14 protein-coding genes are annotated in these 19,669 nt (G+C 49.7%); 12 read left to right on the top strand and 2 right to left on the bottom strand.

All coding sequences use genetic code 11. The features are described 5' to 3' along the window. Position 1 precedes the first annotated feature (1 nt). The 7 genes from KEF85_RS08045 to KEF85_RS08015 all read left to right on the top strand — a co-directional run bounded on the left by KEF85_RS08045 (position 2) and on the right by KEF85_RS08015 (position 11,769). Positions 2-2,338 carry a S8 family peptidase gene (locus tag KEF85_RS08045; protein WP_246535080.1) on the top strand — a complete coding sequence of 779 codons (2,337 nt, stop codon included), beginning with the start codon at positions 2-4 and terminating at the stop codon, positions 2,336-2,338. Positions 2,339-2,340: 2 nt separating this feature from the next. Beyond that, positions 2,341-2,547 (top strand): hypothetical protein, encoded by a 207-nt coding sequence (locus KEF85_RS08040; RefSeq protein ID WP_215584813.1) that lies wholly within the window; start codon positions 2,341-2,343, stop codon positions 2,545-2,547. Between the two features lie 589 nt (positions 2,548-3,136). Beyond that, on the top strand, positions 3,137-4,555 hold the full coding sequence (locus KEF85_RS08035) for a TolC family protein (protein ID WP_215584811.1): 1,419 nt from the start codon (positions 3,137-3,139) through the stop codon (positions 4,553-4,555). Then, positions 4,552-5,583: an efflux RND transporter periplasmic adaptor subunit gene (locus KEF85_RS08030; protein ID WP_215584809.1), complete on the top strand. Its 1,032-nt coding sequence runs from the start codon at positions 4,552-4,554 to the stop codon at positions 5,581-5,583. Before KEF85_RS08035 ends, KEF85_RS08030 begins: the two co-directional genes overlap by 4 nt. Beyond that, positions 5,583-8,696 carry an efflux RND transporter permease subunit gene (locus KEF85_RS08025; RefSeq protein ID WP_215584807.1) on the top strand — a complete coding sequence of 1,038 codons (3,114 nt, stop codon included), beginning with the start codon at positions 5,583-5,585 and terminating at the stop codon, positions 8,694-8,696. The genes KEF85_RS08030 and KEF85_RS08025 overlap by 1 nt, the downstream gene beginning before the upstream one ends. Positions 8,697-9,698: 1,002 nt before the next feature. After that, the gene (locus tag KEF85_RS08020; RefSeq protein WP_215584805.1) at positions 9,699-10,370 is read left to right on the top strand and encodes a heavy metal response regulator transcription factor; all 672 of its coding nucleotides are present in this window, start codon (positions 9,699-9,701) and stop codon (positions 10,368-10,370) included. Next, positions 10,351-11,769, top strand: coding sequence for a heavy metal sensor histidine kinase (locus KEF85_RS08015; RefSeq protein WP_215584803.1), 1,419 nt, complete (start codon positions 10,351-10,353; stop codon positions 11,767-11,769). Before KEF85_RS08020 ends, KEF85_RS08015 begins: the two co-directional genes overlap by 20 nt. Positions 11,770-11,779: 10 nt before the next feature. Here KEF85_RS08015 and KEF85_RS08010 read toward each other — a convergent pair whose 3' ends face one another. Next, positions 11,780-12,382: a TetR/AcrR family transcriptional regulator gene (locus tag KEF85_RS08010; RefSeq protein ID WP_215584801.1), complete on the bottom strand. Its 603-nt coding sequence runs from the start codon at positions 12,380-12,382 to the stop codon at positions 11,780-11,782. Between the two features lie 163 nt (positions 12,383-12,545). On the opposite strand from KEF85_RS08010, the gene KEF85_RS08005 reads away from it, so the two are divergent. Further along, the gene (locus tag KEF85_RS08005; protein ID WP_215584799.1) at positions 12,546-13,934 is read left to right on the top strand and encodes an MATE family efflux transporter; all 1,389 of its coding nucleotides are present in this window, start codon (positions 12,546-12,548) and stop codon (positions 13,932-13,934) included. Positions 13,935-13,965: 31 nt separating this feature from the next. Here the strand turns inward: KEF85_RS08005 and KEF85_RS08000 are convergent, their stop codons facing one another. Then, positions 13,966-14,859 (bottom strand): LysR family transcriptional regulator, encoded by an 894-nt coding sequence (locus KEF85_RS08000; RefSeq protein WP_215584797.1) that lies wholly within the window; start codon positions 14,857-14,859, stop codon positions 13,966-13,968. A 139-nt stretch (positions 14,860-14,998) separates the two neighbouring features. Here KEF85_RS08000 and KEF85_RS07995 point away from each other — a divergent pair, with 139 nt between their 5' ends. The 4 genes from KEF85_RS07995 (at position 14,999) to KEF85_RS07980 (ending at position 19,610) form a co-directional block, all read left to right on the top strand. Continuing rightward, positions 14,999-16,000 (top strand): aldo/keto reductase, encoded by a 1,002-nt coding sequence (locus tag KEF85_RS07995; RefSeq protein WP_215584795.1) that lies wholly within the window; start codon positions 14,999-15,001, stop codon positions 15,998-16,000. 55 nt (positions 16,001-16,055) lie between these two features. Continuing rightward, on the top strand, positions 16,056-17,045 hold the full coding sequence (locus tag KEF85_RS07990; protein WP_215584793.1) for an NAD(P)-dependent alcohol dehydrogenase: 990 nt from the start codon (positions 16,056-16,058) through the stop codon (positions 17,043-17,045). Between the two features lie 541 nt (positions 17,046-17,586). After that, positions 17,587-18,066 (top strand): tautomerase family protein, encoded by a 480-nt coding sequence (locus KEF85_RS07985; RefSeq protein WP_215584791.1) that lies wholly within the window; start codon positions 17,587-17,589, stop codon positions 18,064-18,066. A 140-nt stretch (positions 18,067-18,206) separates the two neighbouring features. Continuing rightward, on the top strand, positions 18,207-19,610 hold the full coding sequence (locus KEF85_RS07980) for an NAD-dependent succinate-semialdehyde dehydrogenase (RefSeq protein ID WP_215584789.1): 1,404 nt from the start codon (positions 18,207-18,209) through the stop codon (positions 19,608-19,610). Positions 19,611-19,669 lie beyond the last annotated feature (59 nt).

Here is a 19,669-nt window from a genome sequence, read left to right as displayed (position 1 = left end):
CATGATATCAAGCTACCCTCATTTGCCGCTGCAGCGTGAGGAACCCATTACTGAAAAAAGACCAGGTAGACCTCCACTGTTCCAGCTGCCTCCAGATCCGGCTGCGCATGGCAAAGCGCTGGGGCTGGCTTTACAAAAAACCATCCAGCAAACCGAACAAGATATTGGTGGTTTTGATAATCGCAAATTGTTTCGTTTTCAGGTTGAAAAAGGATTTAATCCTGACGAATTGAAAAAAATTTCCAGTGACATTGAATTCGTCAGTCAGGAGAATGACGAGGTGGTGGTTGCCTTTGTTAGTCAATCAGCCTTGCAATCGTTCGAGGCCAAATTAGCATCAATAGCTAAAAACGAAAACGTTACCTATAAACAAATCTATTATGCCTTACAAGGCATGTCAGGTTGGACGTCTGAAGACAGAACCGGATGGTCGTTAAAGCAGGAAGGCTTTCCAGAGTCAGAAACCTTTTACATCGACCTCGAGCTTTGGCCGATTGAGGACAACGCCAAAGAACGCCAACTGTTGTGGAGCAAGTTTGAAGCATGGCTGAAAGAAAATGGCATTGAATTTCCTGATAGTGTCAAACAGCCTGGACTAACCATCTATCGCGTACGCTGTGATCGCCATCAAGCCGAACTACTCCTGCATCATCGAGATATACGTATTATCGATTTACCGCCGCGCTTTGGTTTGGATAGAAAATATCTTGGCCTGGACATACAGCACTTCCCGATTCCACCTTCACCGTTACCTAATGCGCCTGGTGTTGTGGTGCTGGATAGTGGGCTGGTAACCGGCCATCCCTTGTTAGGGTCGGCAGTAGGCGATGCGCAAAGCTTTTTGCCTGGTCATATGGCGACAGACGAGAGTGGTCATGGTACCCATGTTGCCGGAATTGCATTGTATGGCGATTTGGCTAAATCAATTGAAGCGGGGGCTTTCATACCGGAATTGCGTCTTTTCAGCGGTCGGATTCTGGACAAGGATAATGAAAATAACGGCTTGATTGAAAACCACATTGACGCTGCCGTTCGATATTTTGTCATTCAATACAATTGTCGTGTTTTCAATCTTTCTTTCGGCGATAGCCGCAAACCTTATTTAGGTGGACACGTCCGTGGTTTGGCTTATACCTTAGACAGATTGTCGCGTGAACTAGGTGTTTTATTTGTCGTTTCTGCTGGTAATGTATTATCTGGCCAACTTGATGGCCTAGCCTGGAGACAAGAATATCCGGATTATTTAACGCATGATGATTGGGCTATCATTGACCCGGCCACAGCACTTAACGTATTGACAGTTGGCAGTTTGGCTCGTCAAGAGGCCAGTTTTAATACCCAACGTCATATTCATGATCCTGCGGAATTACCCATAGCCAAAACCGAACAGCCTTCCCCTTTTACCCGTCATGGGCCAACGGTAGGTGGTGCAATAAAACCTGAACTGGTGGCCTTTGGCGGCAATTGGGTTTTGAATGCACGTAGCGGTGCAAATCATATTCACGATCAAGGCCTAGGTGAGCTTTCCACCAATCTTGATTTCACCCAAGGTAATTTGTTGGGGCTAAAATGCGGGACCAGTTTTGCTGCACCGCATATCACGCATTTAGCTGGAAAAATACTATCGGAACACCCGGAAGCCAGCGCCAATTTGTTACGTGCTTTATTGGTGACTCACGCCACCGTTCCAAAATCCGCTTCAGAAGTTCTTGACGATGAGGAGTCATTAAGAAAAGTTGTGGGATATGGTCTTGTTGATGCACGGGCGTTGCTGAAATCCCTAGAAAATGAAGTCACCCTGATTGCTGAAGGTCAAATTGAAAACAAGCATCATCATTTTTACGAAGTGGTGGTGCCAGACGATTTTGTTTCACGAGGCAAAAGAACTCGTGAAATATCAGTCAGTCTAGCCCATACACCACCAGTACGATCAACGCGGGTTTCATACAAGGCCACGCGAATAGATTTTCGTCTAGTCGCAGCACCCGATCTTGATCATGCAGTCAAAATGTTCAATAAGGCGACTAATGAGGAAGATTTTAAGAACATTAAAGAGTTAGATGGTGCTAATGTTAGCAAAACTTTAAGAAGTAAGGGCACAGTTCAGTCAGCTATGTGGCAATTCAAAGTTCTGTCTAAAGTTCACAAATTAAAAACCCAAAAACTATTTGTTGTAATCACTCGGAATGATCATCCCTGGGGTGAGACTGATACCAAAACATTAGAGGAATACTCGCTGGTGGTCTGTTTACGTGATCGTGAGCATCAGCAAGCCAAACTATACAGTCAAATACAAAACCGCTTGCAACAGCGTCAACGAGCAAGAGCAAGGGGATAGAAATGTCGAAGGAATCGAGTAAAGACTGGCCCAGGGTAAAGTTTGGCGATGTTGTACGCTTGTCCAAGGTTCGTTGCGCGAATCCGCTGGCCGAAGGTGTTGAGCGCATTGTCGGACTGGAGCATTTGGAGTCGGGCGCAGTTAGGGCAATGTGGCGAACGGTACGACCTTTATCAAATTGTCATCATTCGTATTCGACAAGGATTTGAAAAACTCAGTCGAGGGATATTCAGGCCGCTACTGTGGACCCAACCCCAGCCTTTTTTGCTCTGCTTACTGTTTGGCGGTGAGTACATCCAAACTATTCAAACGGCCCTGCGTGCGGGTTGTAAGATATCCTGTTGACTGGTCGTCGTGGCAGGCTTGTATTTTTGCGGATCATCGAGGCGACAACTACTCTGAAAATTTCCGAAAGTGATAATGTTCAGTGAGTCGCTATTTTTGCGAAAGCTTGTTTAGGGGCATCCCAGCCCCAACAAGCGGCAAAAATTACGCGACCGCTAATGCCTCCGGCGGCCCCGATTCGTCCTCCTCACCTCGTTCCGACCCAACAAGGGGATCGGAACTTCGGCTCCAAGTGACTTGACGGCGTTTCGCGATGCCTTGCAGGTTTTCTCCGCTTCGCTTCGAAAACCCGCCCGGCGCTACGCCTATCGGGGACTAAAAATCTTCGCTCCACTTACGTTCCGCTTCCAAGATTTTCAGCGTTAGTTCAATATTCGATTCATTGTGCAATTCTGACAATATTGTAATGTTCTCGTCATGCCGCTGTCAGGACTGCATGGTTAATATGCAGTCATGCACAAATTATTCTCCATTATTATTGTTGTCAATTTTATCGGCTTAGGCCTAACCGGCTGTGCCCGGTTCCAGGAGGTGCCGCTGCAAGCGCCGGCAACCATGCTTAACATGGAAGCTCGCACTTTGAGCGATGCCGGACTATACGATTTTATGGTAGCTGCATTGGCTAAGGACTCGGTTTGGCCGCTTAAATCCTGGAATATTGATCAGCTTAGCCTGGCGGCGTTTTATTATCATCCCGATTTGGCGCTGGCTCGCGCTCAGGCTGACACGGTTGATGCCGCTAATATGACTGCCGCGCAGCGACCCAACCCATCCATCAATCCGTCAACTTCCTATCTCACTCATATCGCCACTACCGCCATGCCTTGGTATGCGCTGGGTAATCTGAATATTCCTATCGAAACAGCCGGTAAACGCGGTTTTCGTATGGATAAAGCCAAACATCTGAGCGCGGCGGCCAAGTTGCGCATTAAAGAAACAGCTTGGCTGGTACGGGCCCGCTTGCGCTTAGCCATGCTGGAAACTTACGCGGCGCAAGAAGCCGAGCGCTTGTTGCAACGGCAACTGGGTATTCAGCAGGCTATGAGTGTCAGCCTGGAACAGCAATTTTCAGCCGGTGAAATAACCCGGCTGGAACTGATGCGTACTCATTTAGCTTTAAACCAATTGCAGTTGAACAGCAGCGCGGCCCAAAAAAGAACAGCGGAAAGCCGGGTGTTATTGGCCGCCGCAGTCGGTTTACCGGTAACGGCTTTATCCGGAATAACTTTCGATTTCAGTGATCTGGCCAAACCGCCGGTGCTTGAGCGTATTCCGGTGCGAGACTTAAGAAGCATTGCCTTACAGCAACGCCCTGATGTGTTGGCGGCTTTGGCTGATTACGATGCGGCACAGTCGGCACTGCAACTGGAAATAGCCAATCAATATCCCAATGTGCAGGCCAATCCTGGTTATGCCTGGGAACTAGGCGAAAACCTGTGGACCTTGGGTGCTTTGATACAGTTGCCGGTGTTGCATCAAAATCAAGGTCCGATTGCCGAAGCTGAAGCCAGACGTCATGAGTTTGCGGTACGTTTTGAGGCTTTGCAATTGCGTATTCTGGGTGATATTGACCGGGCTGATGCGGGTGTGGCGGCAGTGCTGAGCAAATGGCAAGTAGCCGAAAAACAAAAACAACTACAGCAGGATAATTTACAGTCTGCCCAGGCTTTATTGCAAGCCGGGGAAGTCGATCGCCTGGCATTGTTAAGCACAGCACTGGAAAACGCGATTGCTGAACGTAGCCATCTGGATGTGCTGATAGAAACCCAGCAAGCCCTCAATACCCTGGAAGACACCCTGCGCTTTCCGCTGGCTTCCACGTTGACAACCACGCAAATTTCGGATTCTGTTCTGAGGAAAACCAGCCCATGAAATACGGATTTTGGCTAATCATTGCCGGCATTATTGGCGTGATGTTTTGGAAAATAAACGCCGAACCAGTGGCAGAACCGGAAGTGATCACAGAAGTCAGCGTGCAAACCGCCAGTATCGTCAAGATGAATTTTCGGCGGTTTATTTTTGGCTATGGTCTGGTCGAGCCAGAGCCGGCGGCCAGCGCCAAAATAGCTGTACCGCTGGCGGGTATTGTTAGCCAAATCCATTGCCGGGAAGGTCAGTTAGTTAAAAAAGGCGATTTATTATTTGAGCTGGACACCCGCAGCAGCGATGCTTTGATTGCCAAGGCGGGGGTGGCAGTGGCATTTGCGGAAAAGAATTTTGCCCGTAAACAACAGCTCAATGCCAGTGATAATGTTTCGCGCAAACTTTACGATGAAGCGGAACAATTGCTGCAAGCTGCCCGCAAGGATTTATTAAGTGTGCAGACCCAGCGCGAATTATTACAAATCAAAGCACCGTTGTCCGGTACGGTGGCGGCTATCCATTTTAAAGTTGGTGAGGCGGTAAATCTGAACACGGTATTGGCAGATCTGATTGATTTACGGCGTTTGCATATTGCCGTAAAAGTGCCTAGTGTGGAAGTGACCGACATCCGTTTGGGGCAATTTGTTGCAATAACAGCAGGTTCCGGGGCTAATATTACTGGATCGGTAACATTGATAGGCGCCCAGATTGATCAGTTGACAGATACCATATTGGTTAGAGCGTCAGTTGTGGCAGAATCCGGCTTGCGACCCGGTCAGTTTGTTAGTGTGGGTATCCTGGTGGAAGAGCGGCCGGACCGATTGGCGGTGCCGGTTGCCAGCGTGGTAAACAAGGAGGGTTCCAGCTTGATTGCTGTGGTTGATGGAGACAGCGCAGTACAGCAAACCATCAAAACCGGTTTACGGGATGGCGGTTTTATTGAAGTGGCAGGTGCCGGTTTGGTCGAGGGAACCGTTGTCGTTACTGAGGGCGCTTACGGTTTGCCAAGCAAAACGCGCGTCAAGGTGGCGCAATAATGGCCAGCTCTGTTATTGGCTCATTTGCCATACATCACCGGCTATCCATCAGTTTTTTGTGTGTTGCCCTGTGTCTGGCCGGTGCTTATGCGGCCTTGGGGATGCCTTCTGCTATTTTTCCGCTGACCAATTTCCCCCGTGTGGTGATTTTGATTGATAACGGGGTAATGCCGGCTAATGAAATGATGGCCACTATCACCCGGCCGGTTGAAGAGGCGATGAAAGACATTCCCGGCGTGGTTACCGTGCGTTCAAAAACGGGGCGGGGCTCTGCTGAAATCAATGTGTTTTTTACTTGGCAAACCGATATGGTACAGGCCGAGCTGTTTGTCCAGGGCCGTTTGGGCATCGTCCAAAAGGCCCTGCCCGCTACGGCCAGTGCAGCCGTTTGGCGATTGACTTTTGCCGCATTTCCGGTGGTAGGTCTCAGTTTAACCGGGCCTAACCATTCACTCACCGACCTTTGGGAAACTGCCCGCTATTCCCTGCAACCGCGTTTGCTGCGCATACCGGGCGTGGCCAGAATCGGCATTGTCGGTGGACGCGCACCAGAATATCAGATCAGCGTTGATCCTTTACGGTTACAGGCGGTGAATCTCAGCCTAAGTCAGATCAGCGATGCCTTACTCAAAAACAATCTGGTGGCACCCACCGGCATGCTGGAAGAAAATTACCGGCTGTATCTGACTCAGGTGGATGGCCGGGTGCATAGCTTGGCAGACATTGAAAATCTGACTGTGGCTGTCAGCGGTAACTCCCCTACTCCCGGTGCACTTACTGCGACACCCCATCCAATCCGCATCAAGGATTTTGCAACAGTTGAACGCAGCCAGGAACCGGTATTTAATGTGGTGACGGCTAATGGCGTGAATGCCGTATTGCTGAATATTTATAGTCAACCGGACGGCAGCACTTTGGATATTGCCCAGCAACTAAAACAAGAGCTGGCCGCATTAAAAGCCACTTTGCCGGCGGATCTGCAGGCCAAAGTGTTCTACGATCAATCGGTTTTGGTGGGTGATTCCATCCAGAGTGTCTGGGAAGCGATTATTTTGGGCCTGATCCTGTCCATTGTCATACTCTATATTTTTTTAAATAATTGGGGGGCGACTTTAATCGCGGCAGTGGTGATTCCAGCTACGGTATTGATTACTCTGCTGGTGCTGCGCATCATGGGTATGGGGTTTAATTTAATGACTCTGGGCGGAATTGCTGCTGCCATTGGTCTGATTATCGACGATGCTATCGTGGTGGTGGAAGCCGTTCATGCCAGAATTGCCACTGGTGTGCCGCGCCTGACTGCTGTTCAGCAGGCTGTTAGTGAAATTTTTCGGCCTTTGCTGACTTCGACGCTGACCCCGGTGGTGGTATTTATCCCGCTGGCTTTTCTGGATGGGGTAGCCGGTTGCTTTTTCCAGGCGCTGGCTTTGACGATGGTGGTGTCGCTGTTGACCTCGCTGGTACTGGCCATTTCATTGATTCCGGTCTTGGCGGCCTGGTGGATGCCGGCCTGCCAGTCCGTATCCAAGCCGTCAACGGAACGCCCAAACTGGCTTGGGCAACTGATTAGTCTTTATGAAAAAATGCTGCGTGCTGCGCTCCATCAGACCGGTAAAGTGCTGATCGGTTGCGCGCTGATATTGGTGCTGGGAGCCTGGCTTTACGGACGTCTGGAAAGTGAGTTTTTACCGTTTATGGATGAAGGCGGCTTTGTGCTTGATTATCATGCGCCGTGGGGAACCAGTTTGAGTGAAACCGACCGGCAATTGCAGCAGGCGGAAACCATCCTGCGGGCGATACCGGAATTGGAAGGTTATTCCCGGCGTACCGGTGCCAGACTGGCTTTGGGGATTTCCCAGGCCCATAAAGGCGATTTTTTAGTCAAATTAAAAACCAAGCGGCTACGCAAAACCGATGAAGTGGTGACGGAACTGCGCCAACAGCTGAATGCGGCTGTTCCAGGCTTGCATTGGGAATTTGCCGGCATTCTCGGCGATCTGATCGGCGATTTGACTTGGTCGCCGCGACCAATCGAAATCAAATTGTTTGCTACCGATGTGGAGTGGCTCAAGCAAAAAGCACCGCAGATTGAGGCCGAGCTGGCCAAAGTGCCGGGTGTGGTCGATAGTTTTGATGGTTTGGAAACCACCGGCCCAGCCTTGAGTTTACGGGTGCGCTATCAAGATGCACAGCGCTTCGGGCTAACTGTTAATGATGTGGCTTTGGCAGTGAATGCTGCCATGCTGGGGCAAAAGGCCTCTTATGTTTTGGAAGGTGATCGGGTGGTGAATATCCGGGTCAGAATGAATAGTGCGGTCACCGATCAGCTGGCCAAACTGCGGGAATTGCCGTTGCGCTCCGCAGATGGCCGCACTGTCAAGCTATCACAAGTGGCCGATGTGATCACTGAAACCGGCCAACTGGAATTGCACCGCGAGGACTTGAGGCAATTGGTGGCGGTGTCTGCCCGTTTGGAAAACCGCGATCTGGGCAGTGCCATTGCCGAAATCAAGCGTAAACTGAGTCAGGATAACACCCTGCCGCCAGGGGTACTGGAATTTGGCGGGCTGTATCAGCAACAGCAGGAATCGTTTCACAACCTGCTGATTGTGTTGCTGGCTTCGGTATTTTTGGTATTCAGTGTGTTACTGATCGAATTCCGTTCGTTTTATGAACCTGTCGCGATTGTGTTTGGTTCGCTGCTGGCCATGTGCGGCACCATTATGGCCTGGTATCTGACCGGTACTTCGGTGAATATCGTTTCTCTGCTGGGCGCCATCATTGGTATCGGCGTGGTTGCTAAAAACGGCATTCTGATGCTGGATGCGGTGTCCCGGTACGAGTCGCAAGGCCATAATCTGGCCGATGCCCTGGTGGAATCGGGCCGGCGCCGGTTACGGCCGGTGTTGATGACTTCCTTGGCGGCGGCTTTGGGTTTGTTGCCTTTAGCCTATGGTATTGGTGCCGGATCGGATATGCTGAAGCCATTGGCTATTGCAGTGATAGGCGCACTGACATTATCCGTGCTGCTTTCGCTGGTTGCTACTCCGACGCTTTATTTTTTGCTGCGTTCTTGGGCGGTAAATCCAGTTAATAACATTCATAGGGTTTAAAGTTATGTTGGCGTTAATAGTTGATTTTGGTTCAGGCGGTAGCGGGCATTGTTGAATGCCGCTGACCCTGCTTTGATTTAGGCTGCGCTGAGAACCCCTCGATTCCACTGCGTTACATCGAGGCTACGGGTTGCGACGATGCAGGCTATGATAACCCGCTAAGTTTTGATGGCTTTATCTACCCTGCCAAAAATAGGACTATGTTGGCGTTAATAGTTGATTTTGGCTCAGGCGGTAGCGGGCATTGTTGAATGCCACTGACCCTGCTTTGATTTAGGCTGCGCTGCGAATCCCTCGATTCCACTGCGTTACATCGAGGCTACGGGTTGCGAAGATGCAAGCTATGATAACCCGCTAAGTTTTGGTGGCTTTATCTACCCTGCCAAAAATAGGACTATGTTGGCGTTAATAGTTGATTTTGGTTTAGGCGGTAGCGGGCATTGTTGAATGCCGCTGACCCTGCTTTGATTTAGGCTGCGCTGCGAACCCCTCGATTCCACTGCGTTACATCGAGGCTACGGGTTGCGACGATGCAGGCTATGATAACCCGCTAAGTTTTGATGGCTTTATCTACCCTGCCAAAAATAGGATTATGTTGGCGTTAATAGTTGATTTTGGTTCAGGCGGTAGCGGGCATTGTTGAATGCCGCTGACCCTGCTTTGATTTAGGCTGCGCTGCGAACCCCTCGATTCCACTGCGTTACATCGAGGCTACGGGTTGCGACGATGCGGGGTATGATAACCCGCTAAGTTTTGGTGGCTTTATCTACCCTGCCAAAAATAGGACTATGTTGGCGTTAATAGTTGATTTTGGTTCAGGCGGTAGCGGGCATTGTTGAATGCCGCTGACCCTACTTTGATTTAGGCTGCGCTACGAATCCCTCGATTCCACTGCGTTACATCGAGGCTACGAGTGGCGACGATGCAGGCTATGATAACCCGCTAAGTTTTGGTGGCTTTATCTGGATATCATCTACTCATTCATGCCAAAAATAGACAGCTATGCGTATCCTGATTATTGAAGACGAAAAGAAAACAGCGGCTTATTTACATAAGGGCCTGACCGAGCAAGGCTTTATCGTCGATATTGGCGCAGATGGTGAAACCGGTTTGCTGCTGGCTGACAGCATAGCTTATGACCTGATTATTCTGGATGTGATGATACCGTTGCGGGATGGCTGGTCGGTATTGCAAGCCTTGCGGGAACGCGGTAATTTGACACCGGTATTGTTTTTAACAGCTAGAGACTCTGTGGATGACCGGGTGAAAGGTTTGGAACTGGGCGCAGACGATTATCTGGTTAAACCATTTGCCTTTGTGGAATTGCTGGCGCGGATCCGTTCCATTTTACGCAGGGGGCCGCTGCGTCAGGCAGAACATCTGGGCATAGCTGATCTTCAGCTTGATCCGGTGAAGCACAAGGCGTTTCGTCATAGTCAACGGCTGGATTTGTCACCCAAAGAATTTGCCCTGCTGTCCTTATTTCTGCAAAGACAAGGGGAAGTGTTGTCGCGAACTTTGATTGCCGAACAGGTTTGGGATGTGCATTTTGACAGTGATACCAATATCGTGGATGTGGCAGTGCGGCGTTTGCGGCAAAAGCTGGACGATCCGTTTCCGCAAAAACTGCTGCATACTGTGCGGGGGGTGGGTTATGTGCTGGAAGAACGCTAAACCTTGGTCGATTACCACCCGTCTGACCCTGTTGTCTATGCTGTCTGCTGTGCTGATTTTAGTGTCGATAGGCTGGTATCTGCATCAGACTCTGGTTGATAACTTTTATCAGGGGAACCGGCAGTTTTTAATTAAAGAAATCCAGTTGTTGCACACGGTGTTACAGGAACAGCCCTTTAATCTGGAACGTCTGGCAGATGAACAAGGCGAGGGGCTAAATTTACCAGTGGGGCGTTATTATTCAAGGATACTGGATGCTGTTGGACAGCCTTTAAGCGAAACCCCGGATTTAATGACTGCCCTGCCATTTCCGCCAGCTCAAGCGATGGCGAATGCCGAAGGTGTGATAGCGAAACTGGCAGATGGCCGCAGCTTTATACTGATGGCCGTGCGGGAAACCGGATCAGGGCATACCATCCAAATTGCCCTGGATACCAGCCATCAGGCCGCTCTGTTGACAGCTTACCAACACAATTTGGTCGGGGCCTTGCTGCTGGGACTGTTATTTTCAACCCTGGCTGCGTTATTGGTGGCCCGGCGCGGCTTGAGTCCACTAACCGAAATGGTCTTGCACATGGAAGGCATCACTGCCAGCCAATTGCACGAACAACTGGAGCCGGCAGAGTTAGCCCAGGAATTATCGGCTTTAGCCATTGCTTTTAATGCCATGCTGTTGCGTCTGGCCAAATCCTTTGCCCAACTCAACCAGTTTTCAGCTGATCTGGCACATGAACTGCGCACGCCGATCAATAATCTGATGGGCGAAGTAGAAGTTATTTTAGCCAAACCCCGCTCTGCCGATGAATACCGGGACATACTGGAATCGAACCTGGAAGAATATGGCCGCTTGTCACGTATCGTTGAAACCCTGCTGTTTTTAGCCCGGGCGGAAAATACCGAGATTGCCTTGCGCACCAGCGGACTGAATGGTCGGGCGGAGCTGGAAGCGGTTTGTAGTTACCACGAAGCCTTGGCCGAGGAAAAAAATATTAGTCTGATTTGCCGGGGACAGGCGGTTTTATATGCCGATAGCCAATTATTTAAACGGGTACTGAGTAATGTGTTGCTGAACGCCGTGCAACATACCCCTGCTGGTGGTGAAATCAGCCTATCGGTAAGCTCTGCAGACAACGGCACCACAGTCGTATCCGTTGCAGATAATGGTTGCGGTATCGCTGCGGCCCATCTACCCCTCTTGTTTGACCGATTTTACCGGGTTGATCCGGCGCGTTCGGAACAGGGAACCGGATTGGGGCTGGCTATTGTTAAATCGATTATGGATTTGCATGGCGGTTGGCTGACGGTGAGTAGTGAGCTGGGTAAAGGGACGGTGCTTGAGTTGCATTTTCCGGCGGGCGGAAATCCTGAGGAAGCCCAGTCTGTTGCTTTAGGTATATAACTTTTCAGGTTTAAAAGTGACTGAGTACAATCTCCATTACGGCCAGCAATTCCTGCTCGGTTGCGCCGCTAGTTGCCTGGACTGATAGTCCTTCATGAACGGTGACAAAATATTTAGCCATTACCGCCGCATCGAACTGATCATTTAATTGCTGTTGTGCTTGCGCTAATTCAAAGCGCTTGCGCAACAGGTTTTCATAACCTTGGCGTTGCGCGATTAGTTGTTGCTGGATGCTTTCATGACCTTGGCCACAATTTAATGCGCCTTGCATGATAAGACAGCCCAGCGGATGACTTTTATCGGTTAAGAAGGCGATGGATTGGGTGAGTAATTTTCGCAAAGCGACATGCAATAGCGGTTCATTCAGGGCTTCTGGAACAAAGGCCACATGTCCGGTTAAATATTTCTGCACAGCCTTGCGGAATAATTCTTCCTTGGTTCCGAACACGGCATACATGCTGGGTTTATTAATACCCATTGCTTCGGTTAAAGCCCCTAATGACGCGCCTTCATAGCCATATTTCCAGAATACCCGCACCGCTTGCTCCAATGCATGATCCTGATTGAAAGCACGGGGACGTCCCCGTTGTGTGGTTGTGATTTCTGAACACATAAATTTTTGATGTTGAAATGGTAAGCATTATAACAATTGGCAGAAAACACAGCTATTGACACTGGAAAGTGTCGGGCTTATATTTTATACCGTATAGTACAAAATATAAGCCTCCACTACAACAAAGGGGGATTAATTGATGAAAACAAGGTGTAAAACAACCATGTCGCCAGCAACTCGCCCGGCTGAAAAATGCCAGGCAAAACCCCTATCCCTGGATGCCAGAACGCTAAACTTGCTACAAGCGCCTATCATTCCGCTGCTGCTAAAGTTGGCTTGGCCGAATATGTTAATTATGCTGGCCCAAGCCAGTACCGGTTTGATTGAGACTTGGTGGATAGCCAAACTTGGCGCGCAATCATTAGCCGGAATGGCTTTGGTATTTCCGGTGGTGATGCTGCTTACCATGATCTCGGCCGGCTCTTTGGGTGGCGGCATCTCTTCGGCAGTGGCAAGAGCGCTGGGCGCAGGCCGTCAAATAGAGGCAGACGGACTGGTGTTACACGCAATAGTTATCAATATAGTAACAAGCATGGTTTTAAGTCTGGTGTTTCTCATTTTCGGTGAGCCAATTTATTGGGCGATGGGCGGCAAAGATGAAACACTTCAGGCGGCGCTCACTTATTCAAACGTAATCTTTGCCGGGAATATCTTTTTGTGGTTGATGAATGGGCTGGCAAGTGTAATTCGCGGCACCGGCAATATGCTTTTCCCGGCGCTGGTTACTTGTATTGGTACCTTGTTGTTGATACCGCTGTCGCCCTTGCTGATTTTCGGTTTTGGCCCTATTCCGGCTTTTGGCATTACCGGTGGCGGCATAGCCATGCTAATTTTCTATTTTTTGGGAAGTTTAGCTATGTGGGGATACATTATATCCGGTCGAAATGCGGTACGCTTTCGGTGGGTCCGGCTGCGGTGGGCAAATATCAATAGTATTCTACATATTGGAGGGCTATCTGCAATCAATTCACTATTGACGACTGTGATAATGATAGGCGCAACTGCATTGGTCGCATCGGTTGCCGACTTTAATGCGGTAGCCGGATTCGGTACCGGGGCGAGAATTGAATATTTACTTATCCCTTTAATATTTGGCATTGGTGCACCACTGGTTGCATTGGTTGGAACCAATATAGGTGCGGGCCAGCACCAACGGGCTTTAAGCATTGCCTTAACAGGCGGTGCGTTTGCATTTGTGGTAACTGAAATAATCGGCATTTTGGCGGCAATTTGGCCTGAACAATGGCTGGCCTTATTTAGCGCTGAACCGGATATGATCGCTGTAGGCAGCGCGTATTTGCGTATAGTGGGTCCTTGCTATGGATTCTTCGGTTTGGGCTTGGCCCTCTATTTTGCCTCTCAGGGAGTTGGTCGAATGTTTTGGCCTATCTTGAGTGGTGTTATCCGTCTGATTGTGGCACTGGGTGGCGGATGGTACGGGTTGTATATTTCCGGTACCAGTAACGATATTTTCATTGCATTAGCGGCTGCTTTGGTATGTTACGGGGTAATCATCGCAACCGCAGTACGGTTTGGTGTATGGTTCAGATAGCCTTCAAAAGCGTGAAAACCAATATCAGGATTTAATCGTGGTAGCGCAATGCATCTACCACTAGTTTGAATGCGGGGGAAGATTGCCGGCGATTCGGATAATACAAGTGATAACCGGGAAACGCCTGGCACCAATCCTGAAGAACAGCGACAAGCCTGCCTTCAGTTATAGGCTGCATTATCATATCCTCCGGCAGGTATGCCAAACCAAATCCAGCCAATGCGGCTCTTAAAATTGCGGTGCCGTTGTTGAACGCCCACTGACCATGTACGTGGGCCTTCAGGGCATGATTATTTCGCTCGAATTCCCAAACCAGTAAGCTGTCATAGGTGGGTAAGCGTAGATTGATGCAATCGTGCGTAGCCAAATCTTGTGGCGTTTGCGGCGGCGCTCGTTTGGTAAAGTAACTTGGCGCAGCCACCACGGCCATGCGCAGATCAGGGCCGATACGTACGGCTATCATGTCTTTTTCCACCTGATCACCCAGACGCACGCCGGCATCATAGCGTTGGGCAACGATGTCGGTTAATCCATAGTCGACATTAATCTCGATTTTGATATCAGGGTAATCCACAAGACATTGGGCCAGCTTGGGCCAGATTATGGAATCGGCGGCATGCTCAGCCGTGGTGATGCGTATCGTACCTGCCGGTTTGTCGCGAAGTTCGCTCAAGGCAGCCAATTCGGCTTCTATCTCCTCGAATCGGGAACTGACGGTCAAGAGTAGGCGTGCTCCTGCTTCGGTGGGGGAGACGCTACGCGTAGTTCGGGTCAGCAGCCTGATGCCTAGCCTTAGTTCTAGAGCGCGGAGCGTATGGCTCAGCGCCGATTGCGATACTCCAAGCTGCGCCGCCGCTCTAGTAAAACTCCCTAGCCGCGCCACCATGACAAAAGCAAAAAGATCGTTGTAGTTCTGGCGTTGCATTCATGAATCCTACTCATAGAGTCATGCCGATTATACCCGCTAATCAACTGACAAGATACTGGCTAAACTAGCGCTCATCAGGAAAGGAGTTAGTCTCTCTAAGCAAGAGAGGCTTTGATTATCAGACCGGAGATTGAAAATGCAAAAACGCAAACTGGGCAACAGTAATTTGGAAGTGTCGGCTATTGGGCTTGGCTGTATGGGAATGAGTTTTTCCTACGGTCCAGCCAAGGATAAGCAGGAAATGATCTCCTTGCTGCGCACAGCCGTAGAACATGGGGTTACCTTCTTTGATACAGCTGAGGTCTATGGGCCGTTCATCAATGAAGAATTGGTTGGGGAAGCGCTTTCCCCCTTACGTGATCAGGTGGTCATCGCTACTAAATTTGGTTTCGATACCAATGTTGATCCCAGAGGCAGCAAAGGCGCACCCGCTTTGAATAGCCGCCCCGAGCATATTAAGGTGGTGGCTGAGGCCTCGCTAAAACGACTTAAAATCGATGCTATTGATCTGTTTTATCAGCACCGCGTTGATCCGGATGTGCCGATCGAAGAGGTTGCCGGCGCAGTAAATGATCTGATTCAGCAAGGTAAAGTCAAACATTTTGGGCTGTCTGAAGCCGGCGCGCAGACCATACGCCGTGCTCACGCGGTTCAACCGGTTACCGCCCTCCAAAGCGAATATTCGTTGTGGTGGCGGCGTCCTGAGCTGGAAATAATACCTACGCTCGAAGAGCTTGGAATCGGTCTCGTACCCTACAGCCCGTTGGGCAAAGGTTTTTTGACCGGTAAAATCGATCAGAGCACAACCTTTGATAGTTCCGATTTTCGTAGCACCCTACCCCGCTTTACACCTGAAGCATTGCAGGCCAATCGGGCCCTGGTTGATCTGCTGGACAGGATCGCCGAACGCAAACATGCGACCCCGGCCCAAATTGCGCTGGCCTGGCTGCTGGCACAGAAGCCGTGGATTGTGCCCATTCCTGGCACGACGAAACTGCATCGCTTGGACGAGAACATTGGCGCTGTTGCCGTTGAGCTCACACCCGTTGATCTCCGTGATATTGAAACAGCTGCGGCACAGATTACTGTGCAAGGAAATCGCTATCCAGAAAAGCTGGAGCAAATAACTGGCCGCTGAGCCGTGGCATAAAAAGCCGTTATCACTTAAACCTAAATTAACAGGAGCATATTATATGTTCAATGCAAAAGCATACTCTGCAGTCAGTGCGACATCGCCGTTGGCTTCAACCACTATTCCAAGACGCAATCCGACCGAGCGCGATGTGCAGATTGATATTCTCTACTGCGGTATTTGCCACTCAGATCTCCATTCCGTGCGTAACGAATGGAGTAGCATCATGCCTACGATCTACCCGATTGTCCCCGGCCATGAAATCGTGGGCCGCGTCACCAAGGTCGGTTTCGCCGTTACTCATTTTAAACCGGGCGATTTGGCCGGTGTGGGTTGCTTGGTGGATTCCGACCATACTTGCCCAAATTGCTTGGATAATCTGGAGCAGTTATGCCCCCATCAGACGCTCACTTTTAACTCTCCAGACAAGCATCTGGGTGGTGTTACCTATGGAGGTTACTCGGAAAGCATTGTTGTCGATGAACGCTTCGTGCTGCATATACCCGCAAACCTTGATCTTGCCGGGGTTGCTCCCTTGCTCTGTGCTGGAATCACCACCTACTCGCCGATACGCCGTTGGGGCGACATTAAAGGCAAGAAGATTGGGGTGGCCGGACTCGGCGGACTGGGTCATATGGGCGTTAAATTTGCCCGTGCTTTTGGTGCCCAGGTTGTGGTCATCACGACTTCGCCCAGTAAAATAAAGGATGCGCTGCGCCTAGGTGCGCACGAAGTCATCGTTTCCACCCATGTTGAGGAGATGCAAAACCACGCAGGCAGTTTTGACTTCATTCTTGATACTATCGCCGCCGATCACGACATCAATGCCTATCTCAACCTGCTTGGTCATGACGGCAACATTACCTTGGTGGGCGCGCCTGAAAAGCCACTGGCGGTGTCGGCCTTCGCTCTGTTGTTTGGCCGCCGTAGCCTGTCCGGTTCGATAATTGGTGGGCTTAGGGAGACTCAGGAAATGCTGGATTTCTGCGGCACGCATAACATCACTGCCGATGTTGAAGTCATCCCGATCCAGGAAGTCAACACGGCCTAGGACAGACTGGTGAAGTCGGATGTAAAGTATCGATTTTCCATTGATATGGCTACGTTGAAATCTGCATAAACCAAAAATGTAGGTTGATCAGGTTAGCCGCTGGTCATATTTTTAAGGCCATAAGGGGCATGTTGGTTTTCATAAGGTGGAATAGCTGAACATATTCCACCGATTGGTGTCTATCATCGATTAATTGAAGAATATTTAAAGGTTACGCTGCGAATCCCTCGATTCCACTGCGTTGCATCGAGGCTACGGGCTGCCAAATTAGCCGATCTTGCTCTAGCAAACATGGCTTAAATAAAAGCATAGAAGTTTTTTCATTTGTCCCAGTTGACATGGCTATATGTTGTCTGTAATATTTTGTACCGAACGGTATATAAATATCTGGTGTCAGTTTCCCTCAATAGCACTCAGTATTTCTTCGCAGAATAAATGTCCGTTCCCAACGAGCTTATTCATAAATACTAAGGTAGACAATAATCACCTGAGTAAGGTTTGGATAATTAATTATAAATTTCAGTTTACTGGAGACAACAACATGCCCTTGTGGAAAGTTTATCATCCTAGCGGTGCTTTTAGCGCCGAAGACAAACAAGAATTGGCTGAACGCATTACTAACGTTTATGCGGGTGTGCCTATCCCCAAATTTTATGCCGTGGTTATTTTCGAAACAGTGGAACAAGGCAATTGTTTTGTTGGTGGAGAGCGTAATGACAAGTTTATTCGCTTTAAGGTTGACCAAATAGCCCGCACTTTACCCGGCGCTATTATCCGCGAGTGGTGGATGCGAACCCTGGACGAGGTAATTGCTCCTTTTGTGAAGCAGCGTGGTTTCGATTGGGAAATTTCCATTGATGAAACCCCATTTGACCTTTGGTCCTTGCAAGGTGAACTGCCGCCACCGTTTGAATCGATAGCAGAAAAACGTTGGGTGGCGGAAAACAAGGCCAGTCCTTACCCGTATCAGGAAAAGCTGCCTGCGGGCCAGTTTTTATTAACGCCAGGTGTGACGGGTTAGCTAAAAATTGAGTGACCGTCTCCACCTGAGCCGGTCACTTCGACTGACTATCATCGTTATCCTGACCAGATCAAATCAGGTTATCCGTCTTGCTAAGTATTACTAAGCAAGACGGACTTGACTATACAGGGGTGCAAAATATGGCTTATCAAACGATTAATCCGGCAACCGGCGAATTACTGGCATCTTATCCAGAACTATCCGATTCAGATCTGGAGCTTGCCATTGCGAATGCCGACCAGGCCTATAGGGACTGGCGGCTGCGTTCCATCGACGAACGGGCCAAGATTGTGTTTAAGGCAGCTGACATACTGCTGGAAAGAAAACAAGAGTACGCGCAATATTTGACCTTAGAAATGGGTAAGCTGATCGGCGAAGCTTACGCAGAAGTGGATATTACGGCTGGAATACTGCAGTACTATGCCAAACACGCGAAAGCTTATTTGGCCCCGAAAGCATTAGCAGAATCACCAAACGCGAAAGTGCTGATTGAGCCTATCGGTGTGGTGCTGGGTATAGAACCCTGGAATTTTCCTTATTACCAGGTTGCCCGTGTGGCGGGCCCGCAGTTGATGGCCGGCAATGTGCTGCTGCTGAAACACGCGGAAAATGTTCCACAGTCGGCCCTGGCTTTGGCTAGGCTGTTCGAAGAGGCCGGTGCGCCGACTGGGGTTTATACCAATTTGTTTGTCAGTATCGACCAAATCGGTCGCGTTATTGAGGATCAGCGGGTGCGCGGGGTCACAGTAACCGGTAGTGAACGGGCGGGTGCTGCGGTGGCTGAGCGGGCTGGTCGCGCTTTGAAAAAAGTAGTTGCGGAAATGGGGGGCAGCGACCCGCTGATTGTCCTTGCAGATGCCCCACTTGAAGCCACCCTGGACAGTGCCCTATTTGGCCGTATGTTTAATGCCGGTCAGTGTTGCGTTGCTTCCAAACGCATCATCGTGGTTGGGCAGGAGCGCGGGCAGCATTTCTTAGCTGGGTTCGTTAAGCGGATGGGTTCTTTTACTGCCGGCGACCCGATGAATCCAAGCACGACATTGGCACCGCTTTCCTCGGAAAAAGCGCTGAATCTGCTGCTTGATCAGATTGATCAGGCCCAAAAAGCCGGGGCAAAAATCGTAGTTGGCGGAAATAGAATCGATAGGCCGGGTTATTTTCTAGAGCCCACAATACTAAGCGGCATTAACGAAAACAATCCGATTTATACTCAAGAGCTATTTGGCCCAGTGGCGGCTTTTTATGTGGTTGATAACGAAGCACAGGCTATTGAATTAGCCAATGCAACGCCGTTTGGACTCGGCGCATCCATTTTTACAGCGGATATCGAACACGGTCAAAACTTAGCGGCGAAAATTGAAACAGGGATGGTGTTTATCAACCAACCGGTCTGGACTGGGCCGGAACTTCCGTTTGGTGGGATCAAGAATTCCGGATTTGGCCGTGAGCTATCGGAACGTGGTTTTTACGAATTTGTCAACGAAAAGCTGGTTAACGTTGCGCCACCCGGTGCTTACCCTTGGGGGCCTGTGGCATTAAGTTGAAACAATACGGGATTTAGCCAGCTTAGGCTTAAATCCCGTTTTACTATCAGAGGCAGTCA

It is taken from the genome of Methylomonas paludis (assembly GCF_018734325.1).
GTDB classification, from domain to species: Bacteria; Pseudomonadota; Gammaproteobacteria; order Methylococcales; family Methylomonadaceae; genus Methylomonas; species Methylomonas paludis.
Note: the sequence above shows the minus strand (reverse complement) of the source record. Positions and strands in the feature narration are given on the sequence as shown.